This window comes from Sphingomonas sp. (assembly GCF_013812825.1).
In the GTDB taxonomy this organism is placed as follows: domain Bacteria; phylum Pseudomonadota; class Alphaproteobacteria; order Sphingomonadales; family Sphingomonadaceae; genus Sphingomicrobium.
Map to the genome: position 1 here is coordinate 1 of NZ_JACCSU010000084.1, position 16,034 is coordinate 16,034.

General features: G+C 67.2%; 16 protein-coding genes and 1 pseudogene. 11 read left to right on the forward strand and 6 right to left on the reverse strand.

The features are described 5' to 3' along the window. Together H0T81_RS11220 and H0T81_RS11225 are read left to right on the forward strand one after the other, a co-directional pair. Window positions 1-200: pseudogene (locus tag H0T81_RS11220) on the forward strand (CCA tRNA nucleotidyltransferase); the annotation flags it as partial. A gap of 67 nt (window positions 201-267) precedes the next feature. Then, window positions 268-561, forward strand: coding sequence for a hypothetical protein (locus H0T81_RS11225; RefSeq protein ID WP_294013129.1), 294 nt, complete (start codon window positions 268-270; stop codon window positions 559-561). Between the two features lie 139 nt (window positions 562-700). On the opposite strand, the gene H0T81_RS11230 is transcribed toward H0T81_RS11225, so the two are convergent. From H0T81_RS11230 to H0T81_RS11240, 3 genes are all read right to left on the reverse strand, one after another. After that, on the reverse strand, window positions 701-2,344 hold the full coding sequence (locus H0T81_RS11230; protein ID WP_294013131.1) for an EAL domain-containing protein: 1,644 nt from the start codon (window positions 2,342-2,344) through the stop codon (window positions 701-703). A gap of 204 nt (window positions 2,345-2,548) precedes the next feature. Continuing rightward, a complete protein-coding gene (gene parC / locus H0T81_RS11235; RefSeq protein WP_294013133.1) occupies window positions 2,549-4,768 on the reverse strand; it encodes a DNA topoisomerase IV subunit A in 2,220 nt (739 codons plus the stop codon). Window positions 4,769-4,852: 84 nt separating this feature from the next. Next, the gene (locus H0T81_RS11240; RefSeq protein WP_294013136.1) at window positions 4,853-5,050 is read right to left on the reverse strand and encodes a hypothetical protein; all 198 of its coding nucleotides are present in this window, start codon (window positions 5,048-5,050) and stop codon (window positions 4,853-4,855) included. 251 nt (window positions 5,051-5,301) lie between these two features. Between H0T81_RS11240 and H0T81_RS11245 the strand changes: the two genes are divergently transcribed. Further along, the gene (locus tag H0T81_RS11245; protein ID WP_294013138.1) at window positions 5,302-5,946 is read left to right on the forward strand and encodes a hypothetical protein; all 645 of its coding nucleotides are present in this window, start codon (window positions 5,302-5,304) and stop codon (window positions 5,944-5,946) included. A gap of 64 nt (window positions 5,947-6,010) precedes the next feature. On the opposite strand, the gene H0T81_RS11250 is transcribed toward H0T81_RS11245, so the two are convergent. Together H0T81_RS11250 and H0T81_RS11255 are read right to left on the reverse strand one after the other, a co-directional pair. Next, window positions 6,011-6,484 (reverse strand): AAC(3)-I family aminoglycoside N-acetyltransferase, encoded by a 474-nt coding sequence (locus H0T81_RS11250; RefSeq protein WP_294013140.1) that lies wholly within the window; start codon window positions 6,482-6,484, stop codon window positions 6,011-6,013. Window positions 6,485-6,555: 71 nt separating this feature from the next. Continuing rightward, on the reverse strand, window positions 6,556-7,479 hold the full coding sequence (locus H0T81_RS11255; RefSeq protein WP_294013143.1) for a LysR substrate-binding domain-containing protein: 924 nt from the start codon (window positions 7,477-7,479) through the stop codon (window positions 6,556-6,558). A 166-nt stretch (window positions 7,480-7,645) separates the two neighbouring features. On the opposite strand from H0T81_RS11255, the gene H0T81_RS11260 reads away from it, so the two are divergent. The 7 genes from H0T81_RS11260 to H0T81_RS11290 all read left to right on the forward strand — a co-directional run bounded on the left by H0T81_RS11260 (window position 7,646) and on the right by H0T81_RS11290 (window position 14,234). Next, the gene (locus tag H0T81_RS11260) at window positions 7,646-7,840 is read left to right on the forward strand and encodes a hypothetical protein (protein ID WP_294013146.1); all 195 of its coding nucleotides are present in this window, start codon (window positions 7,646-7,648) and stop codon (window positions 7,838-7,840) included. 39 nt (window positions 7,841-7,879) lie between these two features. Beyond that, complete coding sequence (locus tag H0T81_RS11265; RefSeq protein ID WP_294013149.1) at window positions 7,880-8,059, forward strand: hypothetical protein; 180 nt, start codon at window positions 7,880-7,882, stop codon at window positions 8,057-8,059. Window positions 8,060-8,203: 144 nt separating this feature from the next. Beyond that, window positions 8,204-9,160, forward strand: a complete 957-nt coding sequence (locus H0T81_RS11270) for an alpha/beta hydrolase (RefSeq protein ID WP_294013151.1) — start codon at window positions 8,204-8,206, stop codon at window positions 9,158-9,160. A gap of 125 nt (window positions 9,161-9,285) precedes the next feature. Beyond that, on the forward strand, window positions 9,286-10,065 hold the full coding sequence (purC, locus tag H0T81_RS11275) for a phosphoribosylaminoimidazolesuccinocarboxamide synthase (protein ID WP_294013154.1): 780 nt from the start codon (window positions 9,286-9,288) through the stop codon (window positions 10,063-10,065). 32 nt (window positions 10,066-10,097) lie between these two features. Next, window positions 10,098-10,481: a GIY-YIG nuclease family protein gene (locus H0T81_RS11280; RefSeq protein WP_366474301.1), complete on the forward strand. Its 384-nt coding sequence runs from the start codon at window positions 10,098-10,100 to the stop codon at window positions 10,479-10,481. Next, a complete protein-coding gene (locus tag H0T81_RS11285) occupies window positions 10,481-12,649 on the forward strand; it encodes a primosomal protein N' (protein WP_294013156.1) in 2,169 nt (722 codons plus the stop codon). The genes H0T81_RS11280 and H0T81_RS11285 overlap by 1 nt, the downstream gene beginning before the upstream one ends. Before the next feature lie 223 nt (window positions 12,650-12,872). Then, on the forward strand, window positions 12,873-14,234 hold the full coding sequence (locus H0T81_RS11290) for a hypothetical protein (protein ID WP_294013159.1): 1,362 nt from the start codon (window positions 12,873-12,875) through the stop codon (window positions 14,232-14,234). On the opposite strand, the gene H0T81_RS11295 is transcribed toward H0T81_RS11290, so the two are convergent. Further along, window positions 14,218-15,282 (reverse strand): methylated-DNA--[protein]-cysteine S-methyltransferase, encoded by a 1,065-nt coding sequence (locus H0T81_RS11295; protein WP_294013162.1) that lies wholly within the window; start codon window positions 15,280-15,282, stop codon window positions 14,218-14,220. The two genes, H0T81_RS11290 and H0T81_RS11295, sit on opposite strands and share 17 nt — an antisense overlap. Before the next feature lie 194 nt (window positions 15,283-15,476). On the opposite strand from H0T81_RS11295, the gene H0T81_RS11300 reads away from it, so the two are divergent. Next, a complete protein-coding gene (locus H0T81_RS11300) occupies window positions 15,477-16,031 on the forward strand; it encodes a F0F1 ATP synthase subunit delta (RefSeq protein ID WP_294013165.1) in 555 nt (184 codons plus the stop codon). The last annotated feature ends 3 nt before the right edge of the window (window positions 16,032-16,034 follow it).

Here is a 16,034-nt window from a genome sequence, read left to right on the forward strand (position 1 = left end):
CGGCGGCGCTGGTCGGCTGGCGCTCGCCGCGGCTGCCGATCGGCGGCGGCAAGCTGATCGCCCGCGGCGTTCCCGAAGGCCCGGCGGTCGCCCGGACCTTGCGCCGGATCGAGGACCGGTGGGTCGAGTCGGGCTTCCCCCACGGCGATCGGTTCGAAGCCATTGTCGCCGAGGCGCTCGAGTCCGAGGTCTCGCGCTAGGTCGCCGTTCTCAGGCGCAACATTGGCGGCCCCTGGACCGTTGTTCGATCGACTGGAGGAACCGACCATGCGCATTCTTGCCCTCGCCGCGCTGATCGCGCTCGCCGCCTGCGACGGCCCGCGCGAGAATGCCGGCGAGAACGCCGACTTCGAGGCCGGCGTCGTCAACAGCCCCGACACGCTGCGTCAGGGGCCGGCCGAGCGGCTCGGGGAGGCCCAGGATACCGCCGACAAACGCGCCGAGGAAGCCAAGGAGGCCGAAGCCAAGTCGCTCGAGGCGGCCGCCGACGAGAAGCGCGCCGCGGCCGACAAGGAAGCCGACGCGCTCGAGGAGGAGGCCGACCAAGTCCGGGGCAATTAGCGGCTCACGCGCCGCTCCAGACGCGACCGGATGGACCTCTGGGTGCCGTTGAGATGCTCGCTCGATCTCACGCCATGACAGTGGCTAACTCGCGGGCGCCTCGCGGGTTCACGCCGCGCGATCAACAAGACGTGCGACGCTACCGCCGCCGCGAGCGCCAATATTCCATCGCCGCTTCGGGCTCGAGCGGCTTGGAGAAATAATAGCCCTGCCCGCTCGAGCAGCCGAGCGCGGCGAGCGTGGTTGCCAGCTCGACGGTCTCGATCCCTTCCGCGATGGTCGACATGCCGAGCGCTTCGGCAAGGCTCAGCACCGCCCGGACGATCGCCGCGCTGTCGGGGTCGATCATCATTCCCGAAACGAAGCTGCGGTCGATCTTGAGGACGTCGATCGGCAGTCGCTGCAGGTAGGCGAGACTCGAATAGCCGGTGCCGAAATCGTCCATCGCCACCGTCGTATCGAGCGACTTCAACGCCTCGAACACGCGCGTCGCCCGGGCCGGGTCCTGGACGATCGAGCTTTCGGTCAGCTCGAGAGTCAGCCGGTCGCCCGTCAGCCCGCTCGACCGCAATGCGCTCTCCACCAGAGCGGCGATGTCGTCCCGCGCGACCTGGATCGCCGACAGATTGACCGCCACGTAGCAGGGCAGCTTCTGCCCGGCCGCGGCGTCCCAGCCCGCCAGCGTTTGAGTCGCCCGGTCCATCGCCCAGCGGCCGAGCGTCAGGATCAGCCCGCTTTCCTCGGCGACCGGGATGAATTCGGTCGGGCTGATCTCGCCGCGTTCCTCGTGGGTCCAGCGCGCCAGCGCCTCGAACCCCGCGACCTCGCCCGACTTCAGGTTGATCAGCGGCTGGTAGAACAGCTTCAGCTGGTCCTTTTCCAGAGCCCGGCGAAGCTCGGTCTCGATCGAGAAGCGACGCCGGGCGAGGCTCGCTTCCTTGGGCTCATAGACTTGCGGCTTGCCGGCCTGCTTGGCCTGCTTGACCGCGAACTGGGCGTTGCGGAACAGCTCCTCGGGATCCTGGCGGGCGTCCATCAAGGCGACCCCGATCGCGCATTCGATCCGGATTTCGAGGTCGGACAGCTTGAACGGAGTCGCCATCACCTCCTGGATGCGCTCGGCGGCCTTGAGCGCGTCCTCGACTCCGCGCCGCAGCGACACCAGCACTCCGAACTCGTTGCCGCCGGTCCGGGCGAGCACGTCGCCGCCCCGCAGCGCAAGGATCAGCCGCCTGGCGAAGGTGATCAGCAGCTCGTCGCCCGCCAGGCTGCCCATCGACTCATTGATCCGGCTGAAGCGCAGCATGTCGACCACCAGCACCGCATGCTCGAGGTCGCGGGCGACCTTGTCGCCGGCTTTCTCGATCGCCTCGGTGAAGGCGAGCCGGTTGGGAAGTCCGGTCAGGCTGTCGCGCAGCATCTCGGCGCGCAAGGTGCGTTCGGCCTGCACCTCGACGGTGCGGTCGACGACGCTCAGCAGGCAGCGCGGAGCCGCGCCTTTGGCGCGCGGCAGCGGCGCCAGCTTGATCCGGAAATAGCGGGCGGCGACTCCGTCGCCGTCGCGGAAATCGAGCTCGCCGACGGGATCGGTGCCGGCGAAATGATTGGTCAGGAGCTCGGCGATCGGGCCCGCCTTGATGCACTCGGCATGGTTCCACTCGAGCGCGTCGCAGGTCGACCGGTCGACGGTGTCGCGAAAGCGCCCGTTGTGCGCCAGGACATGGATGCCGCCGTCGACGTGCTGGGTGATGACCGCCGCTGCAATCGGCAGCGCTCCGAGCAATGCCGCATCGTCCGCCGTCGCAATCGGCGGTTGGGCACCGGGGGTCGCCCTCCGCCGGTGCCTCCCGGCTCCCGGCAGACGTTTGGCTGCAGCCTGCATTCCCGACGGCCTAAGGACGCGAGGTTAATTCGGAGTATAATCCAGCGCCGGAATGAGTGGATGGATGAGGGTTAGCGTCGCTCGCCTAAGCGGCGCCGGATTGCCTCAGAAGCGGTTGCTCCGCGGGAAGCCGAGCGGCGGCATCCGGCCGGCCGCGCCGCGCGCCGCCCGCCACGCAGTCAGATCGCTCTCGGTCCGCACCCGGCCCGTCTCGCCGCCAAGCGCCCAGCTCAGGCCCTCCGCGAAGCGGAAGGCGACCGCGTCCGACAGGCCGCCGTCGCGGTAGCGTTGCAGGGTCACTCCCTGCCCGCGCGCCAGCTCGGGGAGTTCCGCCAACGGGAACACCAGCATCTTTCGGTTCTCGCCGATCGTCGCGACTGAGTCCGCGCCTTGCGGAATCTCGCCGACCACCGCGACCTTCGCTCCGGGCCGCAGGTTGACCAGTTGCTTGCCCTTTCGGGTCTCGGCCAGGACCGCATCGCCCGGAGTGACGAACCCGCGTCCGTCCGACGAGGCGACCAGCAGCCTGGCCGTCGGCCGAGCGACCATGAAGGCGACGATCCCGACCTCCGCGTCGAGGTCGACCAGCAGCCGCACCGGCTCGCCGAAGCCACGCCCGCCGGGAAGCTTGTCGCCGGCCAGCGTATAGACCCGGCCGTTGTCGGCGAACAACGCCAGCCGGTCGGTGGTCTGGGCGTGGAAGTGGATGAACGGGCCGTCGCCCTCGCGCCACTTGAGCGCGTCGAGCTCGTCGCGCTGAAGATGCCCGCGCATCGCCCGAAGCCAGCCGCGCTGCGACAGCAGCACGGTGACCGGCTCCTTCTCGATCATCGCCGACCAGTCGATCTCGCGGGTCGCTCCGGCTTCCTCGATCCGCGTTCGCCGCTCGTCGCCGAAGCGCTCACGGACCGCGGCCAGATCCTTCTTCAGCCGGGTGCGCTGCCGGGCCGGGCTTTCGACCAGTTTCACCAGCTCGTCGCGCTCCTTGGCGAGCGCCTCGCGCTCCTTGGCGATCTGCACCTCCTCGAGGCGACGCAACTGCCGCAGCCGCATGTTGAGGATCGCCTCGGCCTGGCGCTCGCTCAAGGCGAACTCGGCCATCAGCACCGGCCGCGGCTCATCCTCGGTGCGGATGATGGCGATCACCCGGTCGAGATTGAGGAAGGCCACCAGGAAGCCGTCGAGCAGCTCGAGGCGCTCGCCGATCTTGCCGATCCGAGTCCGCGAGCGGTTGAGCAAGACCTCGATCTGGAACGCCAGCCAGGCAGTCAGCGCCTGCTTGAGGCTCATGACGCCCGGCGTCCGGTTGGCGTCGAGCACGTTGAGGTTGAGCGGAAAGCGGATTTCGAGGTCGGTCAGCCGATAGAGGCTCTCGAGCAGCAGCTGCGGGTCGACGGTGCGTGAGCGCGGTTCGAGCACCAGCCGCACCTGCTCGTCGCTTTCGTCGCGCACGTCGGCGAGGATCGGCAGTTTCTTGTCCGCGATCAGCGCCGCGACCTGCTCGATCAGCCGGCCTTTCTGAACTCCGTAAGGAATTTCGCTGACCAGCAAATGCCAGCCGCCGCCCTTCTCGCGCTCGATCGAGATCGACGCCCGCAGCCGGAAGCTGCCGCGGCCGCTGGCGTAGGCCGAAGCGATCGTCTCGCCGCTGTCGACCAATACTCCGCCGGTCGGGAAATCGGGGCCGCGCACGAACTCCATCAGCGCGGCATCCTCGGTCTTGGGATTTTCGATCAGCCGGACCGCCGCGTCGATCAGCTCGCCGACATTGTGAGGCGGGATCGAAGTCGCCATCCCGACCGCGATTCCGCTGGCGCCGTTGGCAAGCAGGTTGGGGAACAGCCCGGGGAACACCTCGGGCTCTTCTTCCTCGCCGTTGTAGGTCGGGCGGAAATCGACCGTGCCCTCGTCGAGCCCGGCCATCAGCTGGCTCGCGATCGCGGTCAGCCGAGCTTCGGTGTAGCGATAGGCGGCCGCGTTGTCGCCGTCGATGTTACCGAAATTGCCCTGGCCGTCGACCAGCGGGTAGCGCAGCGCGAAATCCTGTGCGAGCCGAACCATGGCGTCGTAGACGCTCTGGTCGCCGTGCGGATGATATTTGCCGATGACGTCGCCGACGACTCGAGCGCTTTTCTTGAACGCTCCGGCCGGGTCGAGCCGAAGCAGCCGCATCGCCCACAGCAGCCGGCGATGGACCGGTTTCAAGCCGTCGCGGACGTCGGGCAGCGAGCGCGCGGTGATCGTCGACAGCGCATAGACCAGGTAGCGCTCGGACAAAGCGGCGTCGAACGGGACGTCGATTTCGGATTCGGCGACGGACTGCATGGCCCAGCCCTAGCAACCGCGCTGTCGCCGCGAAAGCGCCGCGAGTGGTCGGAACGGCCGGCTATTCGCCCGATATTGCGCCGGCTATTCGGCCTTGTGCGGGTAGTTCCTGAGGTGCCGCTGGCCGCGCGCCTTCAGCGAGCCCTCGAGCAGGCGGTTCGAGGTCTCCTCGGCGGCATCGGGGTCCAGGGCGATGTTCACTTGGTCGGGACCAAGAATCAGCACGTCGCCATCCTCGGCGGTCACCAGGCTCGGCTGGTGATAGATTTTCCTGTTCGGCATGGGCGCTACAACGATTCAAGCGGACTGGCGTTGCATGCTGGTCCGATGGGCCTCCATTCACGCGTGGCTGCCTCAACTATTTGAGGCTGTAAAGTAGACGACTGAAAATCAGGGTACCGCCACCCTGTCTTCCAAATAAATCGACGGATTATCTACGTGATTCTATTCACATAGGATGCATCTCAACAGCCGTAGAAGCGTTGTTACTAAGGATGCCGGCTGTTTTCGGCGATATTTTCAAGGATATTACTATGACCATGTTCGCAAAGATTTTGACGAGTACGGCCGGTCTCGCAATCGCGGCGGTCACTGCCGCTCCAGCGGTTGCTCAGCCGGCCCCGTACGGCGGCTACAACCAGGGCTACAACACCGGTGGCGGCGGAGTCGGGGCGATTATCAGCCAGATCCTCGGCGGCGGGCGCTACGGCGCCCAGGGCCAGGGGAATGACCGGGTCGCCGTTGATCAGTGCGCCCGTGCGGCCGAAGCTCGAGTCAGCCAGAGTTCGCGAGCGCGCGGCTACGGCAACTATCAGCACGGCTACGCCAATCAGGGCTATCCCAACCAGGCTTACGGCCATCAGATGCGTCACGCCCGGGTCATCGGCATTACCGGCGTCGAGCGTCGATCGAATGGCCTCAGGGTTTCCGGTGTGATGGACTCGGGCCGCAGCCAGTATCGCGGCGCCTATCCCAACCAGGGCTATAATTACGGCGCCCAGGGCTACGCGAACCAAGGATATCCCAACCAGGGCTACTCGAACCAGGGCTACGGCAACGCCTACGCCTATGGCCAGAACGCCCAGGTCGCCGACCTTCGCTTCAGCTGCCGGGTCGACTTTCGCGGCTATGTGACGAGCCTCGACGTTCGGCGTAACGTCGCCCGTCGCGGCTTCTAGACCCGCCTCTCAGGGGGCGGAAATGCGCGCGGCCGGAAACGGTCGCGCGTATTTTGTTGCGTAATTAGGCGACCGAGATATCGAAGTGCAGCACGTCCTCGCGCTTGCCGAGCTTCGAATAGAGCGCGACCGCGGGCCCATCGACGCGATCGGCCTGGACGAAGATCACATGAGCGCCGCGCTGGGCCGCGATCGGCTTTAAAGCCTCGATCAGCGCGGTTGCGATCCCGGCGCGGCGGTGCGGCTCCGCGACCGCCAGATCATAGATGTAGACCTCGCTTCGCTCCTGCTCGAACTTGTCGAGCACGTAAGCGGCGAGGCCGCCGACCACCGCGAAATCCTCCGCCGCCCCTTCCTCGATCGCCGCAAGCGCGATGAAACGGTCGCTCCCAAGCAATCGCCGAAGATACTCCTCGCTCGGCCGGGCCGAGCCATAGGTTTCGATCTCGCCGAACGCTTCGCCGAACAACGCCAGCATCGCGTGCATCAATTCCAGATCGGGACTGAGCCGCTTCGCCTTGGCCGAGGTTCGTTTCACGTCTTTAACCTATATTAAGAGGCAGGCGATTGGCAGTCGCTAGGCACAGCGACGGCACCGTCGTGGCCCGCCTAGGCATAGGCTTCGCGCGGCTCGCTGTCCTGCTCCCGGAACGAGTCCAGCAGCCACTCGCGAAACCGCTTGACCTTGGGCACCATCCGCCGCTCGGGCGGATAGGCAAGCCAATAGGCATAGCCGGCGGTGGAGCTGAGCTCGAACGGCTGCACCAGCCGCCCGGCGGCGAGGTCGCCGCGCCACAGCAGCGGAGTCAGCAGCGCGAACCCCTGCCCGCCCATCGCCGCGTGGCCCTCGTTGGCCTGGCTGTCGAGGCGGATTCCGCCGCGCGGCCGATGGCTGTCGAGCGGCACTCCGGCGTCGCGGAACCAGCGCGCCCACCACTCGTCCTGCGGCCCGATCAGCGGCAGGCCGGGCAAATCGGCCGGCTGGAGCTTGCGGCCGAGCTCGCGCTCGAACTTGGCGACGCATTGGGGGCTCGCCATCGGCGTGAAATCCGACTCCATCAGCTTATGGGCTTCGAGCCCGGGCCACTGCCCAAGGCCGGCGCGGATCGCGACGTCGGCCTCGCCCGAGCGCAGGTCGATCGTCTCGTTGCTGGTCGTCATCCGCACCGCGAGGTCGGTGTGCTCCATCTGGAACTCGCCCAGCCGCCAGGCCAGCCAGGTGTTGGCGAAGGTGTAGGTGGTGGTGACGGTCAGCAGCGATTCGTCGTCGGCCTTGTGGCTGGCGAAGGCCGCCTCGATCGAATCGAACGCCTGGCTCAACGTCGGCAGCAGCCGCTGCCCCAGCGGGGTCAAGCGCGCCCGACCCCGCTCGCGCACGAACAGCGCCGCGCCCAGCCGCTCCTCGAGCGCCTTTACCTGATAGGACACCGCCGCTTGGGTGAGGCCGAGCTCCGCCGCCGCGGCGGTGAAGTTCTCGGTCCGCGCGGCCGCCTCGAAAGCCCGGACCGCGGCGAGTGGAGGGAGCCGTCGCATCGCTCACCCTATAAATCCACCTTATCGGTTCTGTCGAGCGTTTGATTGGCGAAACGAGCTTTCGACGCATAGATGGCTGTCCACCGTCGGCGGATGGTTCTTCCCCTCCCCAGCCCCCCGCCGGCGGACCATTCGACCGAACGGGTCAAGAAAGGACAGGTGGAAAATGGCTTATGGACTCAACCCCCGGCTGTTCGTCGAGAACGGCCCTGCGGTGACCGCTGCCGGAGCGCACGGTCCGCGCTCCTCCCTGGTGTACCGCGCCTGGCGCGGTCTCGACCCGGAGCGCCGCCTCGCAGCGGTCGAGCATGCGCTGAGGCCGGCCAACGACGTCATCGACGGCTATCCGCTGGCGCTCTGACGCACCCCGAAACCCAAGCAACGCAAAAGGATGATCGCCATGATGGACGAGCATTTTGATCGCACCTACCAGTCGGGCCGAGCCGAGCTCAACGCCGGGATCGACCGAGGCCTGCGCCAGGTCGCCGCGAACTTCGCCAGGAGCCTCGACGTCCTCCACCGAATCCAGTGGAGCGCCCCGTGGGCCGCCAAATCGGCGAGGGATCCGGGATGCGCATGACATCGAATGCGCCGACCGGCCGGTGAGGAGCGCGGCTTTGCAGGCACCGCGCTCCTCGCTTTCCAAGTAGCTTGGAATTTTCCGCGCGCCCTTGCCTGACAACTCCCAGCGACTAGGCTGACGTCCCACCCGGATGTCACCTTCATGAAAAAACTCAAACGCGCCGCCGTCGCTGCGGCCGCCGACAGGCAAACCAAGCTCATCCCCATGATGCGCCACGTGGCCGTCTTCGCCGGGCTTGTCGCCCTCGCCGTGCCGGCGGCCACTTCCCAGCCGGCGACGCCGCCCCAGGATAGCTTGCTCAGATGGGCCGACCTGTTGAAACGGCCCAAGCCGGCACCGAGCGCAACTGTGCGCTACGGCGCCGATCCGCTGCAAGTCGTCGACGTCTGGCTGCCCTCCGGCAAGGGGCCGCACCCAACGGTGCTGATGGTGCATGGCGGCTGCTGGCAAACCGAAATCGCCGAGCGCGACCTGATGAACTGGGCGGCCGAGGACCTGCGCCGGCGCGGAATCGCCGTCTGGAACATCGAGTATCGCGGCATCGACCGCCTGGGCGGCGGCTATCCCGGAACCTTCATCGACGCCGCCGCCGCGGCCGACGCCCTCGCGGTGCACGCAGCCCGCTTCCGGCTCGATACCAGCCGGGTGGTTGCGGTCGGGCATTCCGCCGGCGGGCATCTCGCGCTGTGGCTGGCAGGCCGCAAACGGCTTCCTGCCGACAGCCCGCTTCGGAGACCGCGCCCGTTGCCGATTGCCGAAGTCATCAGCCTCGGCGGTCTGCCTGACCTCGAGGAAGCGAGCCGCATCGACAACGGTTGCGGCCTTGCTCCAAGCAGCATTCTCGCCAAAGGCCATTATGCCGACACCTCGGTGCCGCGGCTTGCCCCGCTCGGCGTCCGTCAGGTGCTGATCAACGGCCTGCAGGACCGCATCATCCCGACCAAGATGGCGACCAGCTACGAGCGCCGGATGAGCGCTACAGGGGACCCGGTGACCGTCCGCTGGGTCGACCGCACGGGGCACGTCGAGCTGATCGCGCCCGGGAGCGACGCCTGGGCCGTCACTGTTCACGCAATCGCTGCGGCACTTCGCGGCTGACGGCAGAGGACGCGGCGCCTCCCGAAGCAGCGATGGCCGGCCGACACAGCTTAATTGCGGCGGAGCGGCGGCTCGCCTATAGCCCGCGCTTCCCCGCCCGTCCGCCGGAGTGAAGCGTCACAAATATGGTCCGCCGCCGCCAGATCTACGAAGGCAAGGCCAAGATCCTCTACGAGGGTCCCGAGCCCGGCACTCTGATCCAATATTTCAAGGACGACGCGACCGCCTTCAACGCCCAGAAGCGCGGCACCATCAGCGGCAAGGGCGTGTTCAACAACCGCATCTCCGAGCACATCTTTACCGCGTTGAAGGGGATCGGAGTCCCGACCCACTTCATCCGCCGCCTCAACATGCGCGAGCAGTTGATCCGCCAGGTCGAGATCGTTCCGATCGAGGTCGTGGTGCGCAACGTCGCGGCCGGTTCCTTGTCGAAGCGCCTCGGGATCGAGGAAGGCACCCAGCTGCCCCGAACGATCATCGAATATTATTACAAGGACGACGCGCTCGGCGACCCGTTGATCGCCGACGAGCATATCGCCTGCTTCGGCTGGGCGAGCCAGGAAGAAATGAACGACATTGCCGACATGGCGATCCGGGTGAACGACTTCATGAGCGGCATGTTCGCGGCGATCGGCATCCGCCTGATCGACTTCAAGCTCGAGTTCGGGCGCGTGTGGGAAAACGACTATCCGCGAATCATCCTCGCCGACGAGATCAGCCCGGACGGCTGCCGGCTGTGGGACATGAAGTCGAACGAGAAGCTCGACAAGGACCGCTTCCGCCTCGACCTCGGCGGCGAGGCCGAAGCCTATCAGGAAATCGCCCGGCGGCTCGGCCTCCTCGAGGAGGAAGACGCAAGCAGCGTTCTCGACCTCGACACCCACCGCAAGAAGCGCGGGCGCTAGCTAGCGCCAATTCCACCCAAGTCACCCCGGGCTTGACCCGGGGCCTGCTTTCTTCTTGCTGCAACCATGGACCGCGACCCTGTGTTTATCTCCTCGCCCGCGCGTCCCACAGTACCTTTTACACCGGGGTGACGTCCAACCTGGTGCAACGCATTCACCAGCACCGAACCGGCGGATTCGGCGGTTTCACTCGACGCTGGGGAATCAAACGATTGGTCTGGTTTGAAGCGCATCAGGACATGGAGAGCGCGATCAAGCGCGAGAAGCAGATCAAGCGCTGGTCGCGTCAATGGAAGTACGACCTGATCGCCCAAGATAATCCGACCTGGCGCGATCTGGCTGAGGATTTCGGATTTGAACCATTACCGCTGAGCGCGGACAGGCAGGCCCCGGCTCAAGGTCGGGGTGACGAATAGTGGGCGTTCCGCGCGTCCGGGTGGTGACGCTGAACGCCGCCCTCGGGCCGCTCGATTATCGAGTTCCCGCGGGCATGGACGTCGAGCCCGGCTCGGTGGTCGTCGCTCCGCTCGGGCCGCGGCAGCTGGTCGGAGTCGTCTGGGAGCCCGAGCGGCTGCCGACCGAGGAAGTCGGCGACAACCGCCTGCGGCCACTCACCGCCCTGCTCGACGTGCCGCCGATCGCCGCCCCGCTGCGCCGGCTCGCCGAATGGACCGCCGATTATTATTTGAGCCCGCTGGCCTCGGTGCTGCGGATGATCCTGCCGTCGTCGAGCGCGCTCGAAGGCTCGCGCCAGCTGACCGAGTACCGGCCGACCGGCCAGGTGCCCGACCGCATGACTCCGCAGCGGCTGAAAGCGCTCGCCGCGCTCGAAGGCCGGCAGGGCACCATCCGCGAGCTGTGCCAGCACGCCCAGGTCAGCGAGGCGGTTCTGCGCGGCCTGGTCCACGCCGGAGCGCTCGAGCCGGTGGTTGTCGAGGCCGACCGTCCGCTCGACTGCCCCGACCCCGACTTCGCGCCCCCCGACCTCAGCGACGAGCAGCGCTCCGCCGCCGCCAGTCTGTCGGCAGCGATCGGCAAGGGTTTCGACCCGGTGCTGCTCGACGGAGTCACCGGCTCGGGCAAGACCGAGGTCTATTTCGAGGCGGTCGCCGAGGCGCTTCGCCAGGGCAGGCAGGCGCTGGTGCTGCTGCCCGAGATCGCCCTCACCGAGCCGTTCCTCAAGCGGTTCCAGGCGCGCTTCGGCTGCGCTCCGGTCGCCTGGCACTCCGACCTGCGCTCGTCGCAGCGCCGCCGATCCTGGCGGGCGATCGCGTCGGGCGAGGCCAAGGTCACGGTCGGCGCCCGATCGGCCCTGTTCCTGCCCTACCGCGATCTCGGGCTGATCGTCGTCGACGAAGCCCATGAGCCGAGCTTCAAGCAGGAAGAGGGCGTCCAGTATCACGCCCGCGACGTCGCGGTGATGCGGGCCAAGTTCGAGGACATGCCGGTGATCCTGTCGTCGGCCACCCCGGCGCTCGAGAGCCGGCACATGGTCGAGATCGGCCGCTACCGGCAAGTCACGCTGACCCGCCGCTTCGCCGGCGCGACCCTTCCGGCGATCAAGGCGATCGATATGACCCAGGACCCGCCGCCGCGTGGCCGCTGGCTCGCTCCAGGCCTGGTCGACGAGCTGGGCGCCAATCTCGAGGCCGGCGAGCAGTCGCTGCTGTTCCTCAACCGCCGCGGCTTTGCTCCGCTGACCCTGTGCCGTCACTGCGGGCATCGCGTCCAATGCCCCAATTGCACGGCGTGGATGGTCGAGCACCGGCTGATGCACCGCCTTGCCTGCCACCATTGCGGCCATGTGATGCCGCCGCCCCGCGCCTGCCCCGAATGCGGCGAGGAGGACAGCCTGGTGCCGATCGGCCCCGGAGTCGAGCGCATCGCCGACGAAGTCGCGGCCTTGTTCCCCGACGCCCGGACGGCGATCGTCACCTCCGACACCATCTGGTCACCGGCGCGCGCCGCCGAGTTCGTCGCGGCGATGGAAGCCAACCGGATCGACATCGTCATCGGCACCCAGCTGGTCACCAAGGGCTACCATTTCCCGAACCTCACTCTGGTCGGAGTCGTCGATGCCGACCTTGGCCTGTCGGGCGGCGACCTGCGTGCCGCCGAGCGCAGCTTCCAGCAGATCCAGCAGGTCGCCGGCCGCGCCGGCCGAGGCGACAAGCCCGGGCGGGTGCTGGTCCAGACTCACGACCCGGATGCGCCGGTGATCGCGGCCCTGGTCTCCGGCGACGGCCCCGGCTTCTACGCGGCCGAGACCGAGGCCCGGCGCGAGGCGGCGATGCCGCCGTTCGGGCGCCTCGCGGCGATCGTCGTCTCGGCGGAAGATGGCTCGGAAGCGGAAACCGTCGCCCGCCGGATCGGCCAGGCCGCGCCCAGTGTCGACGGCATGGCGGTGTTCGGCCCGGCGCCCGCTCCTTTGGCCATGCTCCGCGGCCGCCACCGCCAGCGCATCCTCGTCCATGCCGCTCGAAGCCTCGACGTTCAGGACGTGATCCGCGACTGGCTCGCCGGGATCGACTGGGGCGCCAAGGTCCGGGTCAGCGTCGACGTCGACCCGTACAGCTTCCTCTAGCGCGCAACCAACTCCTTGATTAAGCTACCACTGTACCTTCGGATCAGGAGATCCCATGGTCGTTCGACTGCTTGCAGCCATTGCGCTGCTGATGCTTCCTGCGCCGGCACTCGCCGAGTGGCAGGCCGCGGAAACTCAGCACTTCATCATCTACAGCGAAAGCTCTGGGGCCGAGATAGAGAAACTCGCCGAGCGCCTCGAGAGCTACGACAAACTTATGCGGATGGCGACCAACGTCCCCCAGGAGAAGGCGCCGGTCAAAGTGCGCATCTACGAGGTCGCCGGCATGGGTCTCGTTCAGGATGCATTGGGCCTCGGCAACAGCGGAATTGCCGGTTTTTACGACAGCAACATCTTTGGTCCGTTTCTGGTCACACCGCGCAACGCCGACGTCGACGACAGATATGTCACGCCCGAGCTGGTGCTCAACCACGAATATGCGCATCACTTCATGCTGCAATATTTTCCGGCGATTTATCCCAGCTGGTATGTCGAAGGGTTCGCCGAGCTCGTCGGGTCGAGCAAACAATTGCCCAATGGCCGCATTGGCTACGGCATGCCGGCCAAGCATCGCGGCAATGAAATCGCCGCTTATTGGGTCCCGTTGCAGGAGCTGCTGGTCAAAGAGCGGGTTCGCGATCTGGACCGATACGGTCAAGGCTGGGCGCTAACCCATTTCTTCACCTTTGACAGCAAGCGCTCCGCACAGCTTCGCCAGTATCTGAGCGCATTGCGCGCCGGCAAATCCTTCAAGGAGGCGGCTCAGGTGTTTGGCGACCTGAACGCTCTCAACCGGGAGGCCCGGCGCTACGTCACCACCGGTGTCTTCGACTACAAACCGGTCAAGGTCGAGATCGCCCGCCCGGTCATCCGCAACATGCGCCGGCTAAGCGCCGGCGAGGCTGCTCTTATTCCTGAAGTCATCGCCTTTCGTGACGATGATCTCTCGCTGATCAAAAAGCCGGCGTGGCGCGAGCGGGAGCGAAGGCTTCGCGAAGGCAATCTTAGAAAGATCCGCGAGAAGGCGGCTCGCTACCCCAATGACGCATTTGCTTTGTATCTGCTCGCGGAGGCGGAAAACGCCGCCGGCAACTTGGCGCAATCCGATGCTGCGATCGACCGCTTGCTGGCGCTTCAGCCGGGCCATGTCCGAGCGATGGCTCGCAAGTCGTTGAACCTGTCGCGCGCCGCCAGCAGGCTGCAGGGCACGGACATGGCTGCCAAGGCGAGCGCGGCGCGGCGTCTCGCGGTCCGGGCCAACCGCGCTGATCCGAATGACCCTCTGCCCCTCATCGCCTTCTTCGAAAGCTTCCGCCTCGCCGGCCAAAAGCCGACGCCGCTTGCCCTCGAAGGGCTGATGCAGGCGGTCACGACCCTCTCGCAAGACCTGGCGATCCGTCAGCTACTGGTTGATCAGCTTGCCGGCGACCAGCGGTATGCAGAAGCCATCGCCTGGCTTCTGCCGATCGCCAACTCGCCGCATGATTCACCGCGCCGCGACGCGGCGCGCGAGCAAATGGCGAGGCTTCAAGCCGCGCTCGCACGGCAGCGCGGCACCAGTGGCGGGGCTAAAACAACCTCATAGCTACTCGCGCGTTCGCTGTCTCATCACACCCTTCCGCCTCGAGCAGCTTGCGCTTGCGCTCGACGCCGCCCGCGTAGCCGCCCAGGCTCCCGTCGCTGCGCACCACCCGGTGGCACGGGATCAGCACGGCGACATGGTTGGGGCCATTGGCCGAGCCGGCCGCGCGCACCGCTCCCGGCTTGCCGACCGCCGCTGCGATCTGGGCGTAGCTGCGGGTTTCGCCCGGCGGGATCTTGCGAAGCTCGCGCCACACCGCCTCCTGGAACGCGGTCCCGGCGACGTCGATCGGCAGGTCCGGAGCGGCGGCCGGGCGCTCCACCGCCGCCAGTGCGCCCTCGACCAGCTCGCCCATCGACCCGTCGTCCTCGACCAGGGTCGCGTTTGGAAAGATCCGCCGCAGCGAGCGCTCGTCGTCCTCGAAGGTCAGCCGGCAAATGCCCTTGGCGGTCGCCGCGACCAGCATCGGCCCAAGCGCGCTGGCGACCACCGTCCAGCGGATGGTCTCGCCGCGGCCGCCGTCGCGCCACGCCGACGGGGTCATCCCGAGCCGCTCCTTGGCGTCGGCGTAAAAGCGGCTCGGCGCCGAATAGCCGGAATCGTAGATCGCCTCGGTCACCGATTTGTCCTCCGTCAGCTCGGCCTGGGCGCGCTTGGCCCGGAGCGCCCGCGCATATCGCGCCGGCGACACGCCGACATCGCGGGTGAACAGCCGCTGGAAGTGATGCGGCGCATAGCCGACCTCGGCCGCCAGCCCGGCAAGGTTGGGCGCTTCTTCCGATTGCTCGATCAATTGGACCGCTCGGGCCACCGCCTCGCGGTCGCGTCCGACCGCGTCGGGCTTGCAGCGCAGGCACGGGCGGTAGCCGGCCGCCCGAGCTGCCTCGCAATCGGCGAAGAAGTCGACATTCTCGCGCCTCGGCCGCCGCGCCGGACAGCTCGGCTTGCAATAGATGCCGGTCGTCCTGACCGCTCCGATCACGCGCCCGTCCCACGACCGGTCGCGCTTCACGAAGGCCGTCCAGGCGTCCGTCTCGTCAATGGTTTTCATCAGCATGGCCATTCAGATACGCCAGTCGCGGCGCCCGCGCATCCCGCGGCTTGCGGTCAAACTCCAAGAGCCCTCCTTGCATCGTTTGGGCCCCCCTGCTAGGGGCGCGCCAACCCATCGGGGCGTGCGGTTTTTCGGCCGGGAAGCGCCCCATTTTCGTGTGGGGCACATTCCAAGTCTGGAGCTTCGGGCGCGTGGAGACATCCGGCGGCATTCAAGCCAGCTTAGCGGGGCGCTATGCGTCCGCTTTGTTCGGCCTGGCGCGCGATGAACGGCAGATCGACGCGGTCGGCCGGAGCCTCGACGCGCTCGCCTCCGGGCTCGCCGATTCGAGCGACTTTTCGGAGCTGGTCGCCAGCCCGCTGGTCAGCCGCGACGATGCCGCCAAGGCGTTCGCCGGGCTCGGTCCGCAGCTCGGGCTCGACCCGATCACCACCAATTTCCTTGGCGTCCTCGCGCGCAACGGCCGCAAGAGCGCGCTCGGGAAGATCATCCGGGCGTTCAAGCGCATCGCCGCCGAGCATCGCGGCGAGATCAGCGCCGAAGTCGTCAGCGCGCACCCGCTCAAGGACGATCAGGTCCAAGCCCTGAAGGCGCAGCTCGGCAAGCGCGCCGGCCGCGACGTCACCATCGACGCCGAGGTCGACCCAAGCATCCTTGGCGGAATCGTCATCAAGCTCGGAAGCGAGATGATCGACGCTTCGATCCGCACCAAACTCAACAGGCTCGCCCAGGCGATGAAAGGCTAGTTC

Bases quoted from the DNA above. Each gene is read 5' to 3' on its own strand.
- H0T81_RS11225 (WP_294013129.1), top strand. From the start codon at position 268: ATGCGCATTCTTGCCCTCGCCGCGCTGATCGCGCTCGCCGCCTGCGAC.
- parC (WP_294013133.1), bottom strand. From the start codon at position 4,768: ATGCAGTCCGTCGCCGAATCCGAAATCGACGTCCCGTTCGACGCCGCT.
- H0T81_RS11240 (WP_294013136.1), bottom strand. From the start codon at position 5,050: ATGCCGAACAGGAAAATCTATCACCAGCCGAGCCTGGTGACCGCCGAG.
- H0T81_RS11245 (WP_294013138.1), top strand. From the start codon at position 5,302: ATGACCATGTTCGCAAAGATTTTGACGAGTACGGCCGGTCTCGCAATC.
- H0T81_RS11255 (WP_294013143.1), bottom strand. From the start codon at position 7,479: ATGCGACGGCTCCCTCCACTCGCCGCGGTCCGGGCTTTCGAGGCGGCC.
- H0T81_RS11260 (WP_294013146.1), top strand. From the start codon at position 7,646: ATGGCTTATGGACTCAACCCCCGGCTGTTCGTCGAGAACGGCCCTGCG.
- H0T81_RS11265 (WP_294013149.1), top strand. From the start codon at position 7,880: ATGATGGACGAGCATTTTGATCGCACCTACCAGTCGGGCCGAGCCGAG.
- H0T81_RS11270 (WP_294013151.1), top strand. From the start codon at position 8,204: ATGAAAAAACTCAAACGCGCCGCCGTCGCTGCGGCCGCCGACAGGCAA.
- purC (WP_294013154.1), top strand. From the start codon at position 9,286: ATGGTCCGCCGCCGCCAGATCTACGAAGGCAAGGCCAAGATCCTCTAC.
- H0T81_RS11290 (WP_294013159.1), top strand. From the start codon at position 12,873: ATGGCGACCAACGTCCCCCAGGAGAAGGCGCCGGTCAAAGTGCGCATC.
- H0T81_RS11295 (WP_294013162.1), bottom strand. From the start codon at position 15,282: ATGAAAACCATTGACGAGACGGACGCCTGGACGGCCTTCGTGAAGCGC.